The organism is Dinoroseobacter sp. S375 (genome assembly GCF_049800775.1).
In the GTDB taxonomy this organism is placed as follows: domain Bacteria; phylum Pseudomonadota; class Alphaproteobacteria; order Rhodobacterales; family Rhodobacteraceae; genus Dinoroseobacter.
Window position 1 is genome coordinate 990,056 of sequence record NZ_JBNAFR010000001.1, and the last position, 24,688, is coordinate 1,014,743.

A 24,688-nucleotide genomic window follows, 5' to 3' on the forward strand; every position below is an offset into this window, starting at 1 on the left:
TCTCGAATGGCTAAAGCAGGCGGATACATTTTGCGGCTAAGCCAAGAACGGCTCGATATATTTGACTATGCCATGGACATGTATGGCCACTTCGCAGAAGCGGTGCCGTCGTTCAATCACAGCCGAAACGCACCATTGGTCTGTTTCATCGTCGATCCATGCGGCCACGTTTCGCACATTGGTCGTGGAAGACGAGGTGTGAACGCTGGGACGGAGCAAAGCCGCCTCAATATTGATGAAATTCACTCGCTCGACAGCGCTGTGTCGATCCGCGACATCATCGTTGGCGTGCCAAACCGCAATAGAAAAGCCGTCGAAGATCGGTTTCAGAATGGCGGCTTACTTTCGCCAAAAGCCTTTCAAGAGACTGTCGATCTCTTTGTTCAGCTTGCGCCTGGCTCTGGCGGCCTTATCGAGCGCTTCACGACGTCGACACGTCAACGTCTTGAGCGTTTGAGCGAACGAGCCCGGAGCAATCTTGCATATCAAAAAGAAGCTGTCGCAGTCGCTTTGAGTCTAGCCGGGATTGACCGTGCTCCTTTGGCTGAATGGTCTCTCGAAGAGGAAGCTCCTGAGTCTTTTCTGGATGGGCTCGCCGAAGTTCGGATGCGAGAGGATCCGATGGTTATTCAGGACATGCGACAAGTGCCTGGCTACGCGTATCTACGAGACGTGCCCAACGCCGCCGCCGCAGTCTTCGTAGATGGCGAAGATCGCCTCACTGTGATCATGGCCAATCGCCAGCCGCTTGAGGAGCAGACTGGAACCGATTTGATCTACTTCAATGAGCGCTTTCAGGCGTTCATCATGGTTCAATACAAGGCCATGGAACCGGATGACGAGCTGGGCGCGATATTCCGCTTCCCCGAAGCAAAACTCACGGACGAACTCAGTCGTATGGACCGCTTCCTCAAGGAGTTGTCCAGGGTCAAAACCGTCACAACGATGGATGATTTCCGCTTCAGCGACGATCCGTTTTTCTTGAAGTTTTGCCCGCGTGTCCAGTTTGAGCCTGATAGCACGGGTCTGACGAAGGGTATGTATATTCCTCATGCTTATTGGAGACTGCTTGAAAAGGACGACCAATTGAAAGGCCCTCGGGGCGGACGTCGTTTAGCTTATTCCAACGTCGGTCGGTACTTTGACAACACGTCGTTCTCCATGATGGTCAAGGGTGCATGGGTCGGGACCAGTATTCCGCAGTCGGAACTTCTCGAAAGATGGATGAGGGATGTCGTGGCTTCTGGTCGCTCGATCACTTTCGCGGTGAAGCCCGATGATCCGGATCCTGACGGTGAGGATGTCTTCGTCGTCGATCCAAACCTGGATCTGGATGGCTTGACTCTCCAACAAGCTGAAGAGCCGGTTCGCGTAAGAATCTCACGCGAGTGACTAGACAATGAATTGGCGTAGTCCGCCTGGGAGGAAAATATGGCGGTCATTCGCAAGGTTGATATTTCGCACTTCCGATCGATTAAATCGTTTGAATGGTATCCGTCGCCGGGTCTCAATTGCCTGATTGGATCTGGCGACGCTGGCAAGAGCACGATCATTGACGCCATCGACTTATGCCTCGGGGCGCGGCGATCCGTGCAGGTCACCGATGCAGATTTTTATGAGCTTGATGTAGAGACGCCAATTTCGATCACGCTGACTTTGGGGGCGTTGTCAGACGCTCTCAAGAATTATGAGGCTTATGGGGAATATCTACGAGGTTACGACGACCTCCTCGGCACGATTGAAGACGAACCCGGGCACGACTTGGAGACAGTCCTGTCGTTGCACCTAGAAATTTCTGGCGATCTGGAGCCACGTTGGCGGCTGAGGTCGGATCGCGCGGATGCAAAGGACAACGACCGAAATCTCAACTGGAAAGATCGAATTGCGCTTGCGCCGACCCGTCTCGGCGCGGTCTCGGACTACAATCTTGCTTGGCGGCGCGGGTCCCTCTTGAGCCGGTTGAGCGAAGAGAAGCCGGATGCGTCTCTGGCCCTTTCGCAGGCGGCCCGAGAAGCGCGGAAGGCTTTCGGCAACGACGCCGATGCACAGCTTGGAGACGCCCTTGGCTCGGTGAAAAAAGCGGCCGATGAACTCGGTATACCCATCGGTGCGAAGGCGCAGGCGCTTCTCGACACCCATTCTGTCTCGATCACAGGTGGGTCTATCGCCTTGCACGATGAACGCGGGGTTCCACTCCGAGGCTTGGGACTCGGTTCCACGCGGTTGCTTATCGCCGGGCTCCAACGAGAAGTGGCGGCGCGTTCGTCCATTCTACTTGTCGACGAGATCGAGAACGGTCTCGAGCCGCACCGCATCATTCGGCTTCTTGGATCGCTGGGGGCCAAAGAGGAAGCGCCGCCCCAACAGGTCTTCGCGACCACGCATTCACCCATCGTCTTGCGCGAACTTTCAGCGGACCAACTTCGTGTTTTGCGGCGATCAGGTGAGAAACATAGGGCACAACCCGTCCCTGCTTCTGCACAAGGGACGCTGCGAAGTGTTCCTGAAGCTTTTCTCGCCCCATCGGTCTTGATCTGCGAGGGGGCGTCGGAAGTAGGTTTTGTGCGCGGCTTCGAGCATTTTTGCGTGGGGCAAGGCCAGCCCTCGATCTTCGCTAGGGGTGTCGCGCTCGTCGACGGTGGTGGCGGCCATCCGGACCGCTTGTATGAGCGCGGGGACGAGTTTGCGAAGCTCGGGTATCGGACTGCTGTGTTTCGAGATGCCGACATTCTGCCCACCCCGCAAACTGAAGCGGCTTTCCATCAACTGGGTGGTGGAACATTCACCTGGGAAGCGGGTCAGTCGCTGGAGGCGGCGATCATCCGCAATGTCGGAGACGCGACGCTTCTCGCTCTTCTTGACTACGCAATTGCTGAACATGGGCGAGATTTGGTCGCCGCCCATATTCAATCTGCATCTGGGAATCAGGAGAATGTCGAGAACTTCCGAGCACTTCTTCATTCGCCTCAGCACACAATCACTCCCGCTCAGCGAGACGTTCTAGTGGCGGCGTGTACGACGAAGAAAAACTCGTGGTTCAAGTCGGTTGGCCGCATGGAACATGTGTCCAATAAGATACTGGCGTCGAACTTTGCAGATGTAAGCGAAAGCTTCAGGCACCGTGTCAATGTCCTGCTCGGCTGGGCTCAGGCGACTCATGGCTGATATTGACTTGCTGACGATCGATTGCGGCGGTGTCTCCGCGCCGGCCGGGTGCGGGAAGACCCACTTGATTGCCTCAGCGCTTCAACACCACGACGATTCGAAGCCAATCCTAATCTTGACGCATACTAATGCAGGTGTTGCCGCCCTGCGCGCGCGATTAATTCACATGGGGGTGCCGCAAACCGCGTACCGGATCACCACCATTGATGGCTGGGCAATGCGTCTCATCAGATCCTTTCCGCATCGCAGCGGCCATGCTGAAGGGGTCCTGGATCTGACGGATCCACGGAACGATTATCCTGCAATCAGGCAAGGCACGATCAATATCCTTGCAGGCAACCATCTCAGAGATGTTCTGCAAGCGACTTACGCACGGTTGTTTGTCGACGAATATCAAGATTGCCTAGTCGAGCAGCACGCGATGGTCTCAAAGATTGCAGAAGTTCTACCGACCTGTGTGCTCGGTGATCCGATGCAGGCCATATTCGGCTGGGGCTCCAACGTGCTCGTCGATTGGGAGGCCGACGTCCATGCGCGCTTCCCGCCAGCAGGTGAACTCGACACGCCGTGGCGATGGCGCAATGTTGGGACAGAGGCCTTTGGTCGTTGGCTATTGCAAGTCAGAGCAGCGCTGCAATCTGGTCAACCTATCGATCTGACGCAAGCGCCCGATGAGGTGGAAGTGATAAACGTCACTGGCGACGATGATGTGCCCAACCAGACCAGGGCCGCTAGTACCCGTCCTCCGGTCGAGGGTGGAAGCGTGCTGATCGTCTGTGACGCCAAACGACCTCCGCGACATCGTGAGATCGCGGCAAGAGCACGAGGTGCCGTTGTCATCGAGAACGCCGACCTGACAGACTTCATTCACTTCGCAGCATCCTTCGATATGCGTGCGCCAACGGCTGCGGATGAGCTGATCGATTTTGCTGGTTCGACAATGACCGGCGTCGGCGCCGCTCAGATGAAGCAACGGCTACGCGTGCTCCTTGCAGGTCGGGAACGATCTCCGCCAAACGATGCGGAAGCGGCAGCGCTGGCTTTTGCACACGCTCCGAGTCCCACCGCCGCCGTAGCTTTGTTAGTCGAGATCAATCAGCAGGCCGGAGTCTTCCCTTTGCGGCCTGCACTGGTTCGTTCTGCCATCCAGGCCTTCAATGGCTGTGTGGACGCGGAAGACTTCCACGAGATGGCGGTCCGCGCGCGTGAGCAATCACGCGTCAAGGGGCGCGCTCTGCCTCGCCGAGCTGTCGGTAGCACTTTGCTCCTCAAAGGATTGGAGGCCGATGTTGCGGTGATCATTGACACCGATCAGCTGAATGCTCGCGACCTCTATGTCGCGATGACGCGAGGGTCGAGAAAACTCGTGATTTGCACTAGCAACCCGGTTCTCGTGCGGGAAATACCATGAGCTTCAAGCGCCCAAATCTCGTGTGGCTGGGTCGACTGCATATCGCGGTTGTGAGTTAGTTGTTCCAAGGGAGGTTTTTGGGAGACATGTCGATCGTCTATTCACAACGTGGCGTGAAAACTGAAACCCTCTCAAAAATGATCCATTTGGGGACATCGGTTTCCACGTCCTGAGCTTGCCGAACCAACCACGTGTGGCCCAACTCGCCCTTATCTCTTTTGGTCCGGTGAATTTGCTGTAGGCTGGTTCAAGACAGAGCGCCTGCGAACGCATCGGTAGAAATATTCTGAAAGCAACAAATGTCCGTTGAACTCATTTTCCCGCCACCATGGGATACTTCCCAACCTTACTTGAGCGTGCCGAGTCTTGCCGCAGAGTTGCAAAAGTTTGGGATCACCTGCCATCAAACTGATCTCAATCTTGAGTTTCATGACTATTTGAACGGGTTTTCAACTACCGAAAACCTGACCGAAATTTTAAGGCGTAAAGCTTCGGGAAGAGAAGACAATGAAGCAGTCGCAGCGAGATGGGCTTTGGCGTCGCTGCCGTCGTTAAAAGAAAATACTGACTACTTTTCGCACGTGATGCGCTCACAGATGTTTTACGAACCAGCTCAATACGGCCGGGCACACCGACATCTACAAAAGGTGTGTGATGTCTGGTCTGCCGCATTTCATCCAACAGTCCTAACGCCAATAACATTCCGAGCGAACTTAAACGCCGAGACGGCTGAAGAGTGGAAAAAATTCGTTACCGATGAACAGCGAAATCCAGTTCTGGAGTTTGCACGAAACTACTGCAAAACGTGGGCAGATGATCCGCCAAATCTCTTTGGAATATCAGTGGTATATAACGATCAATTACTTCCATCTCTCACTATAGCAGAACAGGTGAAGCTTCATTTTCCAGATGCTAAAGTAATACTGGGTGGGCATGCGATCTCTCAGTGCTCACGACTTCACTGGAGGGAAGTGCTCGCTAATTTTGGTTGTGTCGACTTTCTGTCAATCGACGATGGATATGAACATCTGAGAGCAGTTGCGCGTAGCATTGATACACAATCCGAAGTGCCGCCCTTGCCGAACTTGATTCAGCGTTCCAACGACACAGAACCAAGGATCACAACGCCAAGAACGGAATCGTTCAATGCTCCAGCACGCCCAGCATATGAGGGGCTCCCACTAGAACGGTATCACTCCCCGAGCGTGATGCTGTCTTTCAAAACAAGTAAGGGCTGCAAGTGGGGCAAATGCACATTTTGCAGTGAGTCCGCGTTCAAAGAATACTCCGAGACTGATATAGACAGAACAGTCTCAGCCATCGCTTCGTACGTGACAACGCACGGTCTGACGTTTGTGAACTTTGCTGACTCAGATATTTCCTCAGAGCGATTTTTAGAGTTATCACGAGCGATAATCGAGCAAGGCTTGGAAATTTCTTGGTCAATACGCGCCCGGTTCGACCCGAGATTTACGGCGGAAATTCTTGAAATAGGGGCTCAATCGGGTTGCAAAAAGATCTATTTCGGCCTCGAGAGTGCCTCGCAAAGACTATTGAAAAAAATGAAAAAGGGTACCGCCCTTCACAATGTTCGCAGAATTCTTGATATCTGCTACGAGCTGGGCATCCACACACACCTATTTTCATTCATGGGCTTTCCCACTGAAACGAAAGAAGAAGCCCGTAAAACTAAAGAATTCCTTTGGGAGAACATTTCAAAAATCTCGTCCTTTAACATTGGAGTCTTCCAGTTAAGAAAATTCTCTGACGTGTTCTTTGAACGCGAAGAACTTGGCTTGGCAACTGCCGATAGCCGAGTTGGTGATATTGCCGTTGACAATATTGGATATAGCGTCGAGTCCGGTATGTCTCAAAGTGAAGCATGGGATGCGCAGAGAGAAGCGCTAGAGTTTTTTCGCCAAAAGTTCATTGATCTCGACCTACCTTTCGACATCAATATGGCGTCTGGCTATGTCAACCTGCGTGGAGCGCCTTACTGGGACTGCCATAATCTTGCCTACGCAGAGAGGCTGTTCGATCAGATTAGACAGGACCACTTGCCATGTACGGCCTTCAAAGCTTTACCACAAAGCATTGTTCGCCTTGGTGAAGGTCCTTCAACATCCACTGTGTACCTCGAACAAGAATTCCGAACGCTAACCATGCCTAGCAAGCTGCTGCAAATGTACGAGCGAGCAGTTCACTCTGATGGACAGATAGTCGACCAAACCAGCGCTGGTAGTCTGCTTGAGAAGTACGGGCTCTGCATTAGAGCAAACTCTGGAGTTCAGTGACTTGCTGGCGCTTATTTCCCCACCCGTGGTCGATCCTCGCAGCACTTACCTAGGCAGTGCAATTTTAAGTGGTCACCTTTCGCGGTTTCAAGTTGATCACACTACTAGAGACGCAAACCTAGATTTTTTTGACTGGCTGTTTACTCAGAAGACAGCAGAGGGCTATGCGAACGCATCGAACGACGCTCTTTTGCGATACCTGTCACTCGAGTTGGAACCGGCAAAAGCCATACTCAAAGGCAATGGATTTTTCGATGTCCAAAGCCGAAACAAGGCAAGAAACGTTCTGGATCTGTATTGCCGGGCGCTCAGTGTAGTTTTTCCGGATATGGATTTGAGGCTGCACAGGTTCAGCTACGGCGGAATAGAACGATCTGCGAAACTTCTCTCAGACGCATTGCGCTCTGAAAAGCCCAATATATTTCATGATTACTACGAATATTTTTTGAGAACAGCTCAAAGTGATCTTGAAGAGCGAGTAGCAGTCTCAATCACTAACTCTGACCAATTGTTTCCCGGCTTGATGCTGGGGAAATATCTTAAGGATCGTGGGCACGAAGTGGCAGTCGGTGGAGCCTGCGTGACAAAACTGCGAGAGCACTTTCTTTCGAAAAACTCGTTCTCAGATTGCTTCGACGTCGCTGTTTTCTTTGAGGGCGAAGAAGCAATAATCAAGTTTGCGCTCAGCGGTACGACTGCGTTTGAAACTACGGGCTGGGCCAACTTTGTCGTCCACCAAGGCAGAGACACAATATCAAGTAGTTATGGAAAATCGCTGAAGCCCAGTTCATGGGCAAGTCCAAAGTTTTCCAATTCCGAGACCAAGAAAGCGCTTCGCCCGAAAAATGTGCTTCCCATCCTTACATCAAAGGGATGTTCTTGGGGACAATGTACATTTTGCACTATTCCCGAATCCAGTGGAGCCGGTCCAGAGTTAGTCCGCAATGCTGTGTTGCAGAATTCGGTTTCTTGCATTGAGCGGCTACAACGGGATAATGACTGTAGCAACTTCATTGTAGTTGATGAGAATTTCCCGGCATCTCGTCAAGTCCAATTCTCTGAATATCTAAGCAGCAAGAAGGTTTGCGTTAATTGGCTAGCTTACGCACGCTTTGAGAGAGAGTTTACTAATGAAAACTGCCTAACGATCCGAAAAGCTGGTTGTAGGAAGCTTCTCATAGGCCTTGAAACTACAAGTAATCGCGTCTTGAAGTTGATGAAAAAGGGCGTCACGCGCAAGATCATCGAAGCAAACCTTACTGCGTTCAGAAAAAGTGGCATCGCCGTTCATCTATACGGAATGGTAGGTTTCCCCGGGCAAAAGTTATCCGAAGCAATCGAGACCCTCGAGTTTGTCATCCAGTGGTTGCGCAGTTCTGAGAACGCTCTAGACAGTGCGAGCTTCTCCGAGTTTAACCTAAATACATCGAGCCCAATCGGACGGGATCCGGCATCTTACAACTTGATTATCAGTTCAGATCGCAACGACGATATCATCTCATCGACCTATCACGAGGCGGACGGTAGCGAAGTTACAGATTGGGTGGAGTTCCGAAAAGTCGCCAACGAACGCATTGTCTCAGAATTCGGCGAGAGATCGATGGTGGGTTGGGAAGAATACTCACTGCTCCTTGCGGACAGGTGCGATGACAAATTCCGAAATTTTGAAGCCAGACCAAGACTGACCGTTAGCACACTCGAAAACCACGACATTCGGAGACACGAGGTGCGTTCATTCGAAACGTGCAAGCACCACAAGCAAGGCTATCTACTTCTCAACGACGAGACTTCTCAGAGCATGTTTGTTTCAAGAGCACTACAAGGCATGCTCGATCACACACCTACGCATGGCTCTGCAGCTTCTCTCTTTCAAAGGGCTCAAGCGGCTTACCCAAACTTGACAGAAGAAGCATTCGCTCACATCATGAACGGGCTTGCTCGCAATGGAATTGTGGCGATCACCCATCGAACTCAAAATTGATTGAGGTACCAAATGAAAACTGTGTGTTGCAGCCACTGCGGAATGAGCGTTGGTGAAACTCATCCTACAACGGATGAGAAAATTGACCGGATAATCGTTAATCACGAAAAGACAGCCTACATCTGTTCTGAGTGCGTCGGCCTTTGCGTTCAGATCCTTGGCCGAAACCGTATCGCTGTAGAGGAGGCGGTCCAATGAGCGGGCACAAAGTTGAGCAAAATCCATCGAACACTGATACCGATAGACTTTCGCCAGACGAGCTATGGATTGAAGAACTGGATGAAGTCATGTTCCAACCAACAGAAATTGTTCCGAATACGTCGCGGGTGCAACTATCTCCATCAGAGATGGAAAAAGCGATCTCTGCACGCCTAGACAAGAGTTCACCCTAAGTTAGGGGTAAACAAACATTACTCACGTTTAAGAAGCCAATCGACTGTAGCCTGCGAGTGCTCGTCAAATTGAGATTGGTGAGTTCTTATTATGTCGTCGATAGCGGACCTACGAGCGTCAGGTTCCAGCATTTTGTTGCATAATTCCTTTAGCACGCCCGCAATAAATGCGTCGCCTTGTTCTGACGATAACCAACTGCTGGATACCTGTTGTGAACGGCTGTCGTCTTGCAAAACCGCTATGTCGATTACTTGCTTAATAACGTCTTCGACATGTATTCGGGAACAAGCGAATGTAAGTTGGCAACCCGGCGCGCCCGATAGATTTTTTACGACATGCGCGTGCCCGCGTGGAACAAAAAGAGTGTCTCCCGGATTTAGTTGGAATTCCAACGGCTCGTTAGAGAGTTCAAGATCTTTGGGCGAGGACATGTGCCGTTGCCGCACAGGGTGAGGAAAGTTGTCGACCATCCAAACTTTTTCCCCACTTAAGTGGAGTACCAGGACGTCATGAGCGTCGAAATGTGGCGGAAAGCCCTGACCATTTGGAGGTGTCAGGTAAAGATTTGCCCTACAAATGAAGTCAAACTTGGTGGACAAAGCAAAGCAAATTTTCTGGACTACTTTTGAGATGTGTTCAACTTCATCCGATGCAATCGTCCAGCCTGACTTGAAGCGTTCGAGCATCATCGATAGTCTTTGCGAAGGAGGCAGATGCCGCTCAGGGCTCACCCTCCGACCAAGCCCAACATTATGCCGTACGCAGTGAGAATTCGAGAGATTGCAACTCAGAAGTTCCATCGGGCTTAGTTCTGACACCAAGCGTTCAGAAGACGACGAAGAGCGATGTAACGCAGGCTGACTACAAAACACTGTGCTATCAGAAATCTCATCGACCCAGCTTTCAAGCGCTTCGGCAAGGTGTCCTAGGATCAAACGGCTATCTTCGGGCATTTCTTCAATCTCCGTTTGGTCTGATCATTTCGCCACTACAAGATGCAAAAGCGCGGCATAATTTTCAACCAATTGAGGAAGACACAGAGCAAGAAATCACTCAGTTTTCGCTGGTGAGCCGGATCAAAGGTTGCCTCAACACGTTCGTCGGACTTTTTGGGTTTGTCGACCCAAAGCTATACTCGCTGGGCTCGCCGCTCAGGCTCAATTGAAGTCCAACTCTCTTTCAACCAAGCTGTTACTAAGTCAATTTTGGCATAGTGAACAACTCAGCGTTCTAATGGCGGCGTCCGACCGTTTGGGGTTTTACGTTCGGCGGCTAAACCACGGATATTCAATGGACTGGTTACGGTTCATTTTACAAATCTTCGCAATGAATTCAACGCTATCCATAGGATTGCAAATCCGCTGAGTAGTCGAGTAACGTGAACCGTATGGGCGAAGCTCCAAGGTCAGATTTTGGGGTAAAGGCAGCTTGGTCCGCTTTGCGTTCATCGAATCCCTCACATTTCTGACCTGACTGTCAACACAGCATCGATGCTGTCGCAATGGCGAAGCTGATCGTTTTGGATAGATGCCTAGCGGGGCTTTAGAAAGAGCAGCAGTTTCAAGTTCATTCTGGTAGTTGTATTCCCGAAGTCCGCCAAAAATCTTCAAAGGATGATCCCAACTTTTCAATAACGATCATCGTCTCAATAATATCCAGTCGCCGCTCGCCCAGTTCATACTTGCCAACATAGCTCGGTGGTTTCCTAAGCCGCTTTGCTAACTCAGCTTGGGAAAGGCCCGCTTCCTTGCGCAACTGGACCAACGCGTTAAGCAGATCTTTGTAAGCTTGAGTGTGAGCTGCCCCCGCCAATGTTTATCCTGCCATTTCTTGTCGACAAGAGCAGCTACCCCTAATATAGGATTAACCCCAAAATGGGGGTGAATGTGATCGTACTGGCGTTGGAATCGGAGGCCGCCTGCACTGGGAAAACTACGACACTTCGCGTGTTGACCTCTTCCTTTGTCACTGCAAACCGGAGCGTCTTCATCGCGAACGCAGGCACGATTGATGACGGAGACGAGGACGACTTGGGTGAGTGGGCTTTCAAGCTGCTTGGCGAACCAGATGAACCGCAACTAATCGACTATCGCCAGATTAAGTCACCTGATGCTCTGATTGAAACGCTTCGTACGAAACGACGCACAAAAGACAATGACTTCTTGATCATCGACACTAGCAATGGCCGACCAACGCTAGCCGATATCGCGCGCAAAAGTGCTGATCTGACCTTAATCCCGAGCATTCAGCGATGCGCGGAGAGTGCCTCTAGACCTACATTAGCGAAATCTGCGGACTACCAGCTCTCATATGAAGTATTCAGCAAGTCTACCAGGAAACGCTCGCTTCGTTCTATGCTGCCGCGTTCGGAGATCTTTGCGGACCAGAACGAGGGCGGGCACATTCCAGATATGCTGCGTGCTTTTTCCCAGCGGACACGAGAAACCACCAAGTCGCCAAGTCGTCATAAAGTATCATTCGAGCGGAGACAGGCGGCCAAGGCGGCTTGGTCTGCCGCACAGTCATTGGCTTGGGAGGTGGAATGGTTGGCGCGCGGTTACAGCCTTGCAAAAGTCGAAGCATCCGAGGATCGTTTCGGCAAGGGTTCGGAGTTTAAGCGTGGAACCGGCGAGGGGATGCTTTGAACTCAGTTGAGCTGCAGCCAATCGAGATACCGACTACATCGGTTTGTCGCTATGTTTCGTTCAACCAGGCCCTTAACCTCCGGGCAGAGGGCGAACTGACCGGCGACTGGCACTTCAAGGTGATGTTTTTCTGCGTGAAGGACGAGCCCCGCAAGATGGCCTCGCTCGCAGGCGAAGGTATGCCGGTCAATTCAAACCACAGTCTGGCTGATCGCGGCATTCGGGAGATGTCGAAAGAGCTTCAACGCGGAGGAGTGATATTCGGCGATGCGCCTGTTTTTGTCGCCAATCACTATCGGGCCATTGCAGATATCGTGATCTCTGAGTTGCAAGCCAAGAGGGTTCCCAGACGCGTTACGAACCGCTGCATCAACCAATGGCTCGATACCAAAGAACAAGTGGGCATGCTGATTTCGAACTATCTAGCTCATTTACCAAAACAATTGGCGGAGCAGGAACTGGAACTCTTCAATAGTTGGTTTTCAACAATCCACTTTGAGAATTAGTTCAAAAGATCAGCCAAAAACACCTTGACCCCAGTCCAATCCCAGAGCTAGATTTTACCACATATAGCGCTGAAGGCTTCGAATTAGAGCCAAAGACACAAAATATAGAATCACTTTGCTTGACTTGGCAGTGATCCTGATTCACTTTGACCGCAGACCACATTTCTGTTGGTGAAATGAGTAATGCAAAAAACGCTGCAAATTGATCGTCAAAACCACGCGCGCGTTAAGTACCTTCTCAGTTTAAGGGGTGCGACATTCTCTGACGTTGCGCAAAGCCTCTCGCTGACGGTTTCATCGGTGTGTTCAGCATCTCTCGGTCGACATCGGTCCGCCAAAGTAGAGCAAGAAATATCTAAACGGACTGGAGTACCTGTGTCAGAACTTTGGCCCGGAAGAACCAGCAAGTTCCCAAGGGAGGCTGCCGAATGACCTAGCTTTCACTTTCATGAATGAGCAAGGCCCAGCCAGCTCTCGCTAACCAGGCCCCGCATTAGAACGCCTCATTCATCTCACCAAAAAACGACAAAGTCAACGGGTCCGCGCGAGCGGAGCGCTCCTTTGCGACCCAACATCCAGCGTCTTGGCGTTGGTGAATGAGGATATGTTGTTATGAACGCACCACTCGATCACTTCGTGATGGAGATCAGCGGGATTCCGAAACGAGACCTGGCAGGGATGCCAGTGGCTTTTCAAAAGGCATTCGGCCCTGAAGCTCCATTCGCCTCAGACCTCCCTGAACTAGTTAGAGAAAACGAAGTTCCGTTGCCCTATCGAGGGCATCGGTCGATAAATCCGCGATCACGTGGCTCTTGTCGGATTTTTGCGGTCTTGCCAGACCTTCCGACTAAGAGACCCCGCATCTATGGTCTCGACAGTCAGGTCGAATATCATAACTTGGTCATCACGCTCACCGATCCGAATGTAGAACAGGTGCATGAGCAGGTTGGGCCCATCCCTTTCAAGGATGAAAACGGCTTTCCGGCAAATCACTTCATCGACCTTTTAGTAACCAAAAAGGATGGGTTTCGCATAGCAGTAGCTGTTAAACCTACAGGACGGATGGAAAGCGGGCGGTTTATGCGCGAGCTTATCCAACTAAGGGAGACGATGCCTCGAGAGATGGCGGACGAACTCCGACTGGTAACAGAACGCAGTTTTTCTAGAACAGACGCGTTCAACGCTGAGATGTACCTGAGGTTTTCACTGACGCATGATCCGACGGTAGATGACCGATTGGTCCACTTCCTCGAGACAAAACCGGACAAAATGACAATCTGTGAGATTTGTCAAAAGCTTGGGGCTGGTGGCCGCACTTTTCGTTGCGTTGTACGAGCCATTTATCAGGGCAGTCTTCGTAAACTCAGCCCTGGCAGGATCAACCTTTTTACAGAAGTTGTTGCGACATGAAACTTCCGAAAATTCGCTTTGGCGAAGATGATAGGTACTTTATTGATAGGAGACCCTATAGGTATGTTTTCTCGGATGAAGGCGGAGCTTGTTTTCAGCGCTTAGATGGTTCCAATAGCATTGAGAAATTCTCTTGGTTTGAACTCCACAGCCTCATCGGTGGACAGCGTTGGGATTGCATTCCACAGCCGCGAACGTCGGAAGCCACTGACCGAGCCCCCGATCCATTCTATTCTGTTTGGGAATTGCCGGAGATCCAACAAACCCTTCTCTTGAACCGGTGGTTTTTCGTGCGCGCCTTGCGCAAACTACGCTCCGCGAACAGGCTCAAGCTTACTCCAGAATCGGTGAAAGAAAACGAAGCTTTAGTTCATCATGAAGCTGCGAAGGAGTGGTCAGCGTATTGGGGTGATTTCAACAAACGATACTTCAGTTCAAAACCAACTCGGTTTGGTTTCAGTGCCTCTGCGTCGAGCATCCTGCGATGGAATAGAAACCTGAAGAACGCTGGGGACAGACTCATCGCGCTGAAAGACGGTCGCGGAAAATCGCGCAGTCTCCAGATCGATCAGAAAAGTTTCCAATTTATCATGCGTGCGTTGCGGGAGTACTTAAGTGAGCAACGTTTCACACCAACGGCCATAGCTAAGAAGACCGTCTTGGCGCTTAAAGTGGAAAACGAGCGACGGGCTTCGAAAGGTGAAAGACCACTAGAAACCCGGAGCCGCAGCGCACTAATCGAGTGGATTGCGCGTTTCCCAGCGCTGGAGGTAACGGCAAGCCGTGAAGGCATTAAGGTTGCGAGAGAAAAGTTTTCTGCGGTCGGCAAAACTCAAAGCGCAACTCGCCCAGGCGAACTATTTGAGATTGATGAATGGGAAGTTGATGCTCGCACTCTGATTACCGTCAGTCCGGTTCGAGAAGGCTTAGACGCCGACACTTTGAAGCGTCTCCCAATTGGCCGACGATGGCTCTACGTCGTGGTGGACGTGGCCACGAGGTACGTCGTCGGCTTCGTAGTCGCTTCAACACAGAACTCTTCGTCCGCGATCCGAGCATTGGAGATGGCCACGCGAAGCAAAGATGACCTCGCTGCCGCCGTAGGATCGTCATGTCACTGGGTCGGTATCACACCAGAGAGTGTTCGGTCCGACACAGGCAGCGCCTTTAGCGCAAAGGACTTTCTCCGCGCCGTCAACGAGATTTTTGCAACCTACGATTACCCGATGGTAGGGGAGCCTGGCTTTCGTCCCTACATTGAGAGGCTGTTTGGATCATTCACAATGATCCCGATGCCATATGTGCCGGGACGCACATTTAGAGACCCCCAGGAACGCGGCAACTACGATTCTGACTCTAAGGCAGTTTTAACCGACGATCAGTTAGCATTGATTTTCATCCGCTATATCTTGGATGTATATCACCAATCTCCGCATGACGGTTTGAACGGAGAAACCCCAGAAAACGCGATGAAACGGTTAGCGGGTACCGTTGGCATTCCCCCAGCTCTACCGATAGCTATGCGGCGAAGGGCGTTTGGTTTGCGCAAAGAGCGCGTAGTGACCGCTAGAGGCGTCCAGTTCTTTGCCATAAACTACAATTCTGAGGAACTTCAGGCGATCCGCCGGAATCTCGGCTCAAATACCGTAGCGCTTTACGTCAACCCCCAAGATTTAGGTTTTGTCAGTGTTTGGGCCGAAGATCGTTGGATAGAAGTTCCCTGCAGCATTGAAAACTTCAACGGTGTGACACTCCTTGAATGGCTTGAGGTAGGAAAAACACTGCGTGGCAGGTACGCCGCACAAGCCGAACTCAAATCATCCGTCGTATTTGAAGCGCTTTCCGCGATGCGGGCGACGTCGGAAAATGCGATGGCAATCATGGGGGTATTGCCGCAAGTTCCAACATCAGATCAGCTTAAGGACCTTGAAAACAATCTCTTCTGGGGCCTTTCCATAAGTGAAGACGCCGTCCCCGAGCTAAACGACCTACCACTTGCCGAGGACGGCCTTGGTTATGTCGTTGGTCCGGTCGCAAACTCGGGCGCGGATCCCAGTGCGGCAGCAGCACCCGCCGTAAATGAAGATCCCTATCCTGCGGGTGACAAAAGTCTTACCGAGGATGACCCATCTGACGATGACACAGATTGGTGGCGTGATGGGGACAAGTCATGAACAGGTCACTTTCACCGCAGGATGTCCGCCGAGTGCATCAGAATCTGAAAACGGTGTTCTTTGAGAATGAAAACTTCACAAGAGTTCATTCAATCATTGAAGAGAACATCGCAGACGCTCTTACCGCTCGAGAAGCAGGCGAATTAACCGAAACGCGCGGCGTCGCGGTACTTGGCTGCAGCGGCGCAGGGAAGACGGCAAGCGTCTTGCATTCACTGTCTGAGCTCGGGTTTGAGCGCACAAAAGTTGGAGATCGCGACCGGCCGTATCTTCTCGTTCGGCTAAGCGCGAACGCCTCGCTGAAAGCGGTAAGCGCCGACTGCCTAGCAGAAATCGGATGGCGCGCAAGAATGCAGGATAGCGCCCGCAGTATCTGGCAGGAAGTCACGCACTACATGCGCGAACTAAACACGTTCATACTGGTTTTGGACGAAATTCAGCATGTCCGCACGACGGGAGCAAACGACAGGGCCGCCTTGCGAGATTTTCTAAAGTCGCTCGTCCAACCAAGCCAAAACATGGTCGTCCCAATCGTCATAGGAATGGAAGAGTTCCGAGAAGTATTGGTCTCAGACGAACAGCTTAGGAGGCGCTACGACCAAGTCCACGTTAGGGCCTTGTCGCCCGTCGAAGATCTTAAGGAAACAGTCCAAACACTGGATCGCTATGCTTCGAAAGCTGGCTTGTCATTGGATAGCTCGGTTATGAGCCGCGACTTCGCCGAACGCTTGCTACACGCCTCAAACTTCGCCTTTGGCGAAATGTGCTCGATCTGTGTGGCCGGTATCCGACGCACGTTGCTCGGCGGCTCTGCAACCATCAAGCTTTCGCATTTTCAGGAAGCCTACAATCGTCGCGCAGACTGCGTTCCGGCCCTGAACCCGTTCATCGCAGCAGACTTTCAAAACATAAAACCAACGGATCAAACAATCGATCCCAACAAACGAGCGGTCTAATGATTACACAGCTTCCAATCTCTTTGACGGCTACGGCCGGTGAGCCGGGATTCTCACTACTCGCACGACTGGCCAATGCCAACACCGGCCGATCCACCCATGACTTCTGTGTTTCGACTAGTTTGACCAAACCGGCCATTTGCTCAGGCGAACCGCAGGAGCTTGAAAAACTGGCCAATCTAACTGGGTCTGACCCCGCTGAACTACGAAACAACTCTCCTAGAGTGATCGACCGCAAGTTTACCATCCTGAGCGGCTGCAAATTTCAGTCCAGATCAATCAGAAAGCAGGGCATGTTAGTTTGTCCACTCTGTTGGATGGAGCAAATCAAAAGTGGCGCAGACAAGCCGTATTCCATCGCGATGCGTCGAGAATGGTTACCTCGCCCAATTTCAACTTGCTTGCGACATGAAGTCAGACTGATCGAACTGCCTTACTGGGACTACACCACAACGTATGACCACCTGCGTCGGAGCAGGATTGATCGCAACTGGGCGGTAGACTTGATGGACCGGACCCAGGAACAGAATCCTTCGACATTCGAACGGCTGACTGTCCGGCAGCTGGAAACGGGTCGTCCAGTCTGTGCTTGGCTGCCCAGTGAACAAATCGATGTTCTTGAAAAGTGGTGCTTCGGGCTTGGGCTGCTCCTTGAGAAAGGTTCGACGCACGCCAATGCAACTCAGAAGTCAGACGAAGATCTGTACATCGAGAGGGGATTGCAGGCGATATTGCCTGGCAAAGAGCACATGTTGCAGGAAATTGATGCTGCCCTACGCCGTCATCGCTTGAGACTTCCGTCAACATGGCTTGCCGGGTGGTCCGGTCAAAGTCAAAAACCGCGAGAACGGCAGCACTTTGCCAAACTGTTCAAAAGCTTGGTGGATGACCAAGGGCACTTTTGTTTGAGTTCCGTGACGGATCAGTTACCGCGACAAATCGAGTTCGAAAAGGGGCTAAAATCCATTGCCAAGTCGACGAGGCGGTCGCCTTCAAAAGTTCGAGAACTGCTCGCTCGAGATGGTTTGATCCCCTTAGATGGGCTTCCGCATCAGCAAAGCATTTACATGGTCTTACGAAATTGCCGTGACCACTTAGGAGCCGTCGATCACAGTCTGTCAGAGCGTCGAGCTGCTGGCATGTTGGGGATTGGAAGCCATCTCTTCAAAGGCTTGGTGCGCGACAATGTCATCACTCCAATGAAAACAAATATCTACAGAACAGCGCGCTACGACATCGCAATTCTTGAAGCAGTGCGTGACAAGTTTCTGAGGCATGCGAAAGCCGAAAAGGGCGCTGTGGAAATGCTATCATTGAAAGACGTCTGTTTCCTGTTGCGATGCCCAGCCAGCAGGGTGCTATCCATGTTGAGTTCTGGTCAGCTTCCCTCAACAAACCTCATCTCGAATGCGGTTGGTTTGGATCGACTTCGCTTTGATCTTGGTGAAATCAAAAACAGTTTCGCCAAGAACGAAGCAGGTGGTCTGACTGTTGAAGAGTTGAGGTCCATATTGGGCTTGCTGCATCGACATGTCACCAAACTAGCAAAGCTGGGTTTGCTGCCGAGCTATAAGGGACGAAAGAAAGACACAGCAATCTCTGCAGCTTTGGTCGATCAGTCCACCTTGGACGATTTCTTGCGGACCTATCAGACTGCCAGAACATGGAGCAGAAGGACTGGGCAGTCTGAAAAATCAGTTCGAAGCCGCCTAAAGTATGGCAGTCTCAAACGAGCCCGTGAGGGCGATGGCATTCCGATTTATCGTGTTGATGACATTTTGTATCTCTAATCTGAAATTATTGGTAATTCGAGACCGCCGGCGAGGCGGTCCTTTTTGGTCTTGCTCACAGATTCCATTCTTGGCCGTCATAGACTCCAAGTAAGATTGGAAAGAAAACATGAAATTTTTGCAAATCAATATCTTAAAGGTGCATCAGATTCCAATTCACACCGGACGCCACATCTCCGTAGCGGCCAATGATGACCTGCCTTTTTCTGGGCAAGACACGCGATCGCTGCGAAGCATGACCCACGGCTGGATGGAAACAGCAGCGCTACGCGACCCCGATCCCTCAGTTCCTCGCAAATTACCAGCGGATCACCCTCGCGGAGTTGGTCAATCTGAAAAGGAGCATTCGGCCCTACGATCCCAAGGAGGGAGGAAGGGGCTGTGTCTGTCGTGCCGCCAGGCAATGGATCGTCGTGCGTCGACCGGCTGAAATTACAGCGCCGGCGTGTTTGACAACGTGATGGTCTTGCACCAACTCCCTTGTGGGCCTTCGCGCACAAACCAAGGCGGAAACTCTGCAAGACACCTGCGGTCGAAACGGAGTAACCCTTTGGGTCCACGGGTCTTCATTTGATGTTTCGCCAAAGGAGATCCCGCCTGTCCATGTATGCGTTCCGAACCGGAATCTCAGAGCACCAATCAGGTTGAACAGCCAATTGTCGAAGGCAGATTGCGGAGCAGTCCTTGTTCAATGGCGTTCTCGACCTCTGCAGGTTAGAGTGTCTCTCCACCGTTCACGAGCATGCCTTTGAAAGGGGCGCGAATGTCGAGAAAGCCGACTTCGTTGTCCAAACCCGCGTTGTCGGCATGGTCCCATCGATCAACGATCGCCTTGTTCGTCGTCTCCCGCTGTTTCCGCGATCAATGTGCCACGCACAGGATCACTCCTCCCATAGGGGGGCACACCGTCGCTCTTGACGGTTTTCATTTCGCCGGTCGGGTCGGGCTTGTCAGAGGCGTCCAGCCTGCGCATGGCGCGAAGCACAATCAGCTCTCGTGCTCAGAACATGCATGCGCTTTCGCTGATCTCGTAGGCATGAATGTAGTCTCGACATGAAAAACCAGTCTTCAGGCGCTCGACCGGGGAAACCTCGGCGCAACTCGGGCGGTACAGAGGACACACGCCCATCGGCCATCTTCTTTGGCGAAATCGTAAAAATAAATCCCCATCAAGGGCTTCAAACAAAAGCTGGACAAGAAATCCCCTCAAATTTTGCCCCATATTCCATGGTGCAACGGGAGGTCCGACACAGGGTCAGATCTGTTTGCAGCTGTTGCTGGTGGATAAGGCCACTGGTGTGCCCCCTGCTCGCAGCACCGAGCAAGCCAAAGCAAAACCCTGACTCTGCACGTTATTTTCGTTGACCCAAGCGCATGATTGACCATGCTTGTCAGGCTATGGGACATGGGAACATTCGTGCATGAAGAGGCTTCTATCGCTAACCGCGGTGGTGTCTCTGTTCATCGCAGACTTCGCATACGCGCAGTCGTTCTTTGCGGACTTTGCCGCGGACCCGGCAACGGGCGTTGACAGAGGATCGACCTCACGGCTCCGGAAAGTGGACGAAAACACCGAGTATCTGACCTTCACTTCGAACGGCTCAGAGGAACTTGGGCCGTACAACGCTGCGATCGGCATGTCCCGTCCTGATTTTGCAGCGACCGGGGACCAGTTCGATTCCGTTCTCTTCATCAGCGGTCCGTCGGAGGAGAACGACCTCGAACTGGCCGCACTTGGTCTTGGGTACCGCCTGCGATTGCCGGACACTAACGTCACGCTTTTCGCATCCGCGGATCACGGCGAATACCGGTTGGGATCACTGGAGAGCCTCGCCCGAGACATAAGAGGCGACCAAACCAACATCGCCGTCGGCGTAAGGCGGCTTGTGACGACTGAGAACAGCCGGATTTTGGCGAGCTTTGAGATCGCGCTGCGTGACAGTGCGGCAGAGGCCTTCGGCACGACTGTTGTGGACGAAAAACTCCGGCTGGTCCGTGCGGCGCTGCAGCGCGAGACTGGCCAGATCTTCGGGTTGAGAACGCGGCTCGCGGGCTCGATTACCAAAGGGTTGGACGCATTCGGCGCATCACCGGTGGATAACCCAATGGCCTCAGCCCCCGGGACCACCAGTGACTTTCTGCGCGTTGCGTTCAGTTCCGAAGCCTCGGTCCCGGTCTCGAAGCGTGTTCTGATCAACGCCGGTGTCGTCGGCCAATGGACGGATGACAGTTTGCCGATCTCGCAGCGGTGCGGGTATGGGACGAACAATTATGCACGGGGGTTCGACCAGAGCTTCGTGAACGGAGACCGCTGCCTCGGGAGCCGGGTTGAGCTTGCCTACAATTTCAAGCTCCCGTCCTTGGGCGCAGCGCGGCTGGATCTGCGGCAGGGGTTCTTCGGGATTGATGGAGGCTGGATCGAAGATGTCCGGAACGCGTTTCTGCCCGGGAACACCGACAGGTGGTCCAGTGCATCGATAGGATACAGGACCGCGATTGGCGATTTTCTTGGCGAAGTCTCTGTCACCCATATTCTGGACGAACCGGTTGGCGCATTTGACCAAGACACCACCCGCGTCTGGTTTCGCACAGCTCTCAGGTTCTGAAATCTGGCCCCGCAGTCCCATCAACCGCGGCTGAGCTTGCTCTCGCCTTCAGGACAATCCGCAGGATCGACAACAGCATCAGAGCCATGATGCCAGAGAAGGGCACCGCGCCGACGATCATGGTGTCACGGACCGACGACACCCCTCCAACAGCCATGACCGCCCCGGCGATACCTGCAATGACGACCGCCCAGATCATCGAATGCAGCGGGGTTTCGGCCACGACCGCGCCTGACGCCCCTATGGACTTGATTGCGATGATCGCAGCGGATGTGGAGGCCACGATCAGGATGAGGAACAGGAACACGATCACGCCTTTCATGATCGTTGCGGCGATGGGATCCAGCGCCAGATCGAGGGTTTGGTAAATCCGCATTGCATGGGGCGCGCCCAAGATCGAGCCCTCTGCGATCCCATCGGCCTCGAGAAGGAGGGCCGATCCTCCGAGGACCGCGAACCAGAGAAAGCACATGAGCGTCGGTGCGATCACAGCGCCAAGGATGAATTCGCGAACCGTTCGACCGCGCGAAATGCGTGCCAGAAACAGACCGACGAAGGGTGCGAAGGCAATCCACCAAGCCCAGTAGAAGATCGTCCAATCGGCTTGCCACCGCGCTTGCTCGGGGCCCGGAGGGTCACTTGAAGCGCCGTAAACGATGAACATCTCGGTGGGCAAGTGGCGCAGATAGGCCAGACCAGCCTCCACCAATCCCGCCAGCAACCGCCCGACAGGCCCGGTCAGAAGGAACACAAACAGGACCCCGAACGCGACGAGAAGACCGAGATTCGAGATCCACTTCACGCCACGATCCACACCCGACAGAATGGATGTGGTCACGATGGACAATGCAACGAGCATGGCCGTCAGGAGGGCGACCAAAGGCGGGTCTCCGGCGAAATCTGCAAAGAATGTGCTGCCGGTCAGGACCGACAAGCCGGAGCATATCTGTTCCAGCCCCAGAACGATCGTAGTGGTGATGCCGGCGATGATGGCGAGGATCGACAGGATGTCGACGCCATTGCCTAGCCAGCCCTCCAGCCGCGCTCCGAAGAGCGGGACAAGCGCCGATCGCATCGTCATCGGCTGATCATTGCCGTGGCAGTTCAGACCGAGCGCCAGTGCCACAATCGCATAACAACTCCAGGCGGAGATGCCCCAATGCAAGAAGGTGAAGCGCAGTGCAGATGTGATCACGTCGCCATCTGTCCCACCGGCCAGGATATCCGGGTTGGAGATCGAGTGAGACACCGGCTCGCTTACCGAAAACACGAGAATGCCAATCCCGATCCCGGCGCAGATCATCATCGAGAGCCAGGACTGCGTGCTATACTCCGGCACGTCTGAAGGTTTGCCCAGTTTCAGACGCCCGGATACGGGAAGAACGACCAAGGCCGCGCTGACGACAACGAAAATCCCAAGGAGATTGATATACCAGGCTGAAAAGAGAGACAGCGTCACGGCCTTGAGTTCCTGCAACTGATCGGCTGCGCCGGTCGGGTTGGCGACGAGCGCCAGAACCAGCAGCATGATGATCAGCTTTGAAATCAAAGAGACCGTTGGATTGAAGCCTTTATAGAAGCCCCTTTCCACAATCCGAATTTTCAGCCTGTCGGCGATTGGAACCTTTGCCACGCTTTGCCCCTCCGATTGCCCTGGCATGCAGGTTGGAAGCGCATTGTTGTGGAAATATTTGCGCGTCTATTTTTGACGGTTGGACCCAGCCAGCTGTGGCAGATGAAGGGCGGTTTCCTGTGGCACAATCTCTGGCCCAAAGCGCCGCACAAGCAGGTTGACCGGCGTCAGGAGAGAGTTCTGCCGGTGCTCGGGATCTTCAAAAAGGCGCGCACTCAGATAGGTCACGAACCTGAGCAGCCCCCTTGCGCGCTTGCGTGAAAAGAGCAGTGCCATGGCTTTGGCCCGCAGAGAGGGCGAGATCGGATCGCTGAAGAGCGGTTCGAAAATCAGCATCGTCGCCGGACGCGCCTTGTAGAGCCGCTTTAACGTCGTGGCGAGTTTGGCGTGATCGCCAGACGCCTTGTAGGCCTGGCACAGCAAGGTCAGCACATAGATCTGGAAATCGGATTTGGGCGTACTCAGTTGCTCGGCTTGCAACAGATAGTTCTCCGCCACGTCCATGTCGCCAATGAAGGAATAGAGTTGCCCTACGATCGCAAGGGACGACGCGATCGCCGTGTTCGATCGATGCGCCTGTGTCGCGAGCTCCAACGCGAGGTCGCGATAGCCCTGATCGACGAAATACAGCAGTTTTGCGGCCATCACGGCCAGTTCCGGTCGCGTCTGCGCGAAGTCGAGTGCGTCCAGAACGCACCGTTCGATCTCGGCTTCATCCTCGCTGCAGGTGTCTGTTCCTTCCGTAAAAAGATCGTATCCGTTCAAAACGTATTTCGTGTGAAGATGGGTCGCCCACATCATCTTGAGCTCTGGATCGTCGGGTTGCTCTCTTCGCAGGTCTGTCAGCCTCCGGTTAGCAATCTCCCATGAGTTGCTGTCCGTGGGCAGTTCGGCTGCATGGTGCATCGCGATGGGCAATGGCGCTTCGCCGATGCTTTTCCGCGTCAGATCCTTCCAGTAATTCGCCATAATCAACCGGGCAAGGTCACGCGACTGAACGGAGAGGTTCTGATACCCTTTCGGTCCCGCCTCAATCGCGAAGCGCTTGACCATGAAGATATGCCCGCCGGGGGCGCGGCGGGCCGAGACGACACTTTCGAAACCCGTCCCGTGCTGGAAGAAACTGATCTGAATATCGATCTTTCGACCGCTGGCGATGATGGCCGGATCATCAGCCAAGTTTTGGGCGACAACGACAGTTTCGTCCGGTGGGATCTGACTGCGGAAGTCTGCCTGCAGGAAGGACACCAATGCCCGGCCGTTTTCTTCGAGTTCACCGAGGGTGGCGAGCCCCTTCATCGGTTCTATCAGGATGAACGCGGCCTCGACCTCATCCGGGGCCGGGATACCCGAGAAGAGCCAGACATAGCCCTCCCCGTACCGCGTTTCAATAAAGCGTGGGTTTCTAGCGCTATCGCGAAGCTTCGCACGAATTCGGTTGATGAGAAAATCGATGTTTCGGTCGTTCTTTTCTGATCCACTCTCGCTGATTGCATCCAGAAGGAAATTGCGAGACAGCACGCGCCCCGCAGAATTAGAAAAAACCGCCAGCGCCCGCTTTTCCATTCGGGTGAATTTAACTTCTGTTCCATCTTCGAGCCGCGCCGCCGAGAAGTCTGGCTCGAACGTCAATTTTTGAGACAAGGAATCCTACGTAAGCGATGGGAAATCTGTTGGGTTCCCTATCATAAGCGCGCTTTTCTCTGTGTCGAGAAGCATGTCCC

The 24,688-nt window shown here is 53.0% G+C and carries 19 protein-coding genes; 15 read left to right on the top strand and 4 right to left on the bottom strand.

The features are described from left to right. The first annotated feature begins 6 nt into the window (after nucleotides 1-6). The 6 genes from ACP150_RS04740 to ACP150_RS04765 all read left to right on the top strand — a co-directional run bounded on the left by ACP150_RS04740 (nucleotide 7) and on the right by ACP150_RS04765 (nucleotide 9,243). Nucleotides 7-1,392 carry a hypothetical protein gene (locus tag ACP150_RS04740; protein ID WP_424965386.1) on the top strand — a complete coding sequence of 462 codons (1,386 nt, stop codon included), beginning with the start codon at nucleotides 7-9 and terminating at the stop codon, nucleotides 1,390-1,392. A 39-nt stretch (nucleotides 1,393-1,431) separates the two neighbouring features. Further along, nucleotides 1,432-3,165 (top strand): ATP-dependent nuclease, encoded by a 1,734-nt coding sequence (locus ACP150_RS04745; RefSeq protein ID WP_424965387.1) that lies wholly within the window; start codon nucleotides 1,432-1,434, stop codon nucleotides 3,163-3,165. Then, nucleotides 3,158-4,576, top strand: a complete 1,419-nt coding sequence (locus tag ACP150_RS04750) for a UvrD-helicase domain-containing protein (protein ID WP_424965388.1) — start codon at nucleotides 3,158-3,160, stop codon at nucleotides 4,574-4,576. The genes ACP150_RS04745 and ACP150_RS04750 overlap by 8 nt, the downstream gene beginning before the upstream one ends. Before the next feature lie 299 nt (nucleotides 4,577-4,875). Continuing rightward, a complete protein-coding gene (locus ACP150_RS04755; RefSeq protein ID WP_424965389.1) occupies nucleotides 4,876-6,870 on the top strand; it encodes a B12-binding domain-containing radical SAM protein in 1,995 nt (664 codons plus the stop codon). Between the two features lies 1 nt (nucleotide 6,871). Next, nucleotides 6,872-8,851, top strand: a complete 1,980-nt coding sequence (locus ACP150_RS04760) for a B12-binding domain-containing radical SAM protein (RefSeq protein WP_424965390.1) — start codon at nucleotides 6,872-6,874, stop codon at nucleotides 8,849-8,851. 194 nt (nucleotides 8,852-9,045) lie between these two features. Further along, a complete protein-coding gene (locus ACP150_RS04765) occupies nucleotides 9,046-9,243 on the top strand; it encodes a hypothetical protein (protein WP_424965391.1) in 198 nt (65 codons plus the stop codon). 18 nt (nucleotides 9,244-9,261) lie between these two features. On the opposite strand, the gene ACP150_RS04770 is transcribed toward ACP150_RS04765, so the two are convergent. Both ACP150_RS04770 and ACP150_RS04775 read right to left on the bottom strand, forming a co-directional pair. Then, nucleotides 9,262-10,197, bottom strand: coding sequence for a JmjC domain-containing protein (locus ACP150_RS04770; protein WP_424965392.1), 936 nt, complete (start codon nucleotides 10,195-10,197; stop codon nucleotides 9,262-9,264). A gap of 613 nt (nucleotides 10,198-10,810) precedes the next feature. After that, nucleotides 10,811-11,056 carry a helix-turn-helix transcriptional regulator gene (locus ACP150_RS04775; protein WP_424965393.1) on the bottom strand — a complete coding sequence of 82 codons (246 nt, stop codon included), beginning with the start codon at nucleotides 11,054-11,056 and terminating at the stop codon, nucleotides 10,811-10,813. Between the two features lie 62 nt (nucleotides 11,057-11,118). On the opposite strand from ACP150_RS04775, the gene ACP150_RS04780 reads away from it, so the two are divergent. The 9 genes from ACP150_RS04780 (at nucleotide 11,119) to ACP150_RS04820 (ending at nucleotide 21,331) form a co-directional block, all read left to right on the top strand. Continuing rightward, complete coding sequence (locus ACP150_RS04780; protein WP_424965394.1) at nucleotides 11,119-11,889, top strand: hypothetical protein; 771 nt, start codon at nucleotides 11,119-11,121, stop codon at nucleotides 11,887-11,889. Further along, nucleotides 11,886-12,395 (top strand): hypothetical protein, encoded by a 510-nt coding sequence (locus tag ACP150_RS04785; protein ID WP_424965395.1) that lies wholly within the window; start codon nucleotides 11,886-11,888, stop codon nucleotides 12,393-12,395. Before ACP150_RS04780 ends, ACP150_RS04785 begins: the two co-directional genes overlap by 4 nt. 183 nt (nucleotides 12,396-12,578) lie before the next feature. Next, nucleotides 12,579-12,827, top strand: coding sequence for a helix-turn-helix domain-containing protein (locus ACP150_RS04790; RefSeq protein WP_424965396.1), 249 nt, complete (start codon nucleotides 12,579-12,581; stop codon nucleotides 12,825-12,827). A gap of 180 nt (nucleotides 12,828-13,007) precedes the next feature. Continuing rightward, nucleotides 13,008-13,805, top strand: a complete 798-nt coding sequence (locus ACP150_RS04795; RefSeq protein WP_424965397.1) for a hypothetical protein — start codon at nucleotides 13,008-13,010, stop codon at nucleotides 13,803-13,805. Next, complete coding sequence (locus tag ACP150_RS04800) at nucleotides 13,802-15,979, top strand: Mu transposase C-terminal domain-containing protein (RefSeq protein ID WP_424965398.1); 2,178 nt, start codon at nucleotides 13,802-13,804, stop codon at nucleotides 15,977-15,979. The genes ACP150_RS04795 and ACP150_RS04800 overlap by 4 nt, the downstream gene beginning before the upstream one ends. Then, complete coding sequence (locus ACP150_RS04805; RefSeq protein ID WP_424965399.1) at nucleotides 15,976-16,935, top strand: TniB family NTP-binding protein; 960 nt, start codon at nucleotides 15,976-15,978, stop codon at nucleotides 16,933-16,935. Before ACP150_RS04800 ends, ACP150_RS04805 begins: the two co-directional genes overlap by 4 nt. Further along, a complete protein-coding gene (locus ACP150_RS04810) occupies nucleotides 16,935-18,725 on the top strand; it encodes a TniQ family protein (RefSeq protein ID WP_424965400.1) in 1,791 nt (596 codons plus the stop codon). Before ACP150_RS04805 ends, ACP150_RS04810 begins: the two co-directional genes overlap by 1 nt. Nucleotides 18,726-18,834: 109 nt before the next feature. Then, nucleotides 18,835-19,155 carry a hypothetical protein gene (locus ACP150_RS04815; RefSeq protein ID WP_424965401.1) on the top strand — a complete coding sequence of 107 codons (321 nt, stop codon included), beginning with the start codon at nucleotides 18,835-18,837 and terminating at the stop codon, nucleotides 19,153-19,155. A gap of 1,129 nt (nucleotides 19,156-20,284) precedes the next feature. Beyond that, nucleotides 20,285-21,331, top strand: coding sequence for a ShlB/FhaC/HecB family hemolysin secretion/activation protein (locus ACP150_RS04820; RefSeq protein ID WP_424965402.1), 1,047 nt, complete (start codon nucleotides 20,285-20,287; stop codon nucleotides 21,329-21,331). Here ACP150_RS04820 and ACP150_RS04825 read toward each other — a convergent pair. Together ACP150_RS04825 and ACP150_RS04830 are read right to left on the bottom strand one after the other, a co-directional pair. Then, a complete protein-coding gene (locus ACP150_RS04825; RefSeq protein ID WP_424965403.1) occupies nucleotides 21,321-22,964 on the bottom strand; it encodes a BCCT family transporter in 1,644 nt (547 codons plus the stop codon). The two genes, ACP150_RS04820 and ACP150_RS04825, sit on opposite strands and share 11 nt — an antisense overlap. Before the next feature lie 66 nt (nucleotides 22,965-23,030). Next, the gene (locus tag ACP150_RS04830) at nucleotides 23,031-24,596 is read right to left on the bottom strand and encodes a winged helix-turn-helix domain-containing protein (RefSeq protein ID WP_424965404.1); all 1,566 of its coding nucleotides are present in this window, start codon (nucleotides 24,594-24,596) and stop codon (nucleotides 23,031-23,033) included. Nucleotides 24,597-24,688 lie beyond the last annotated feature (92 nt).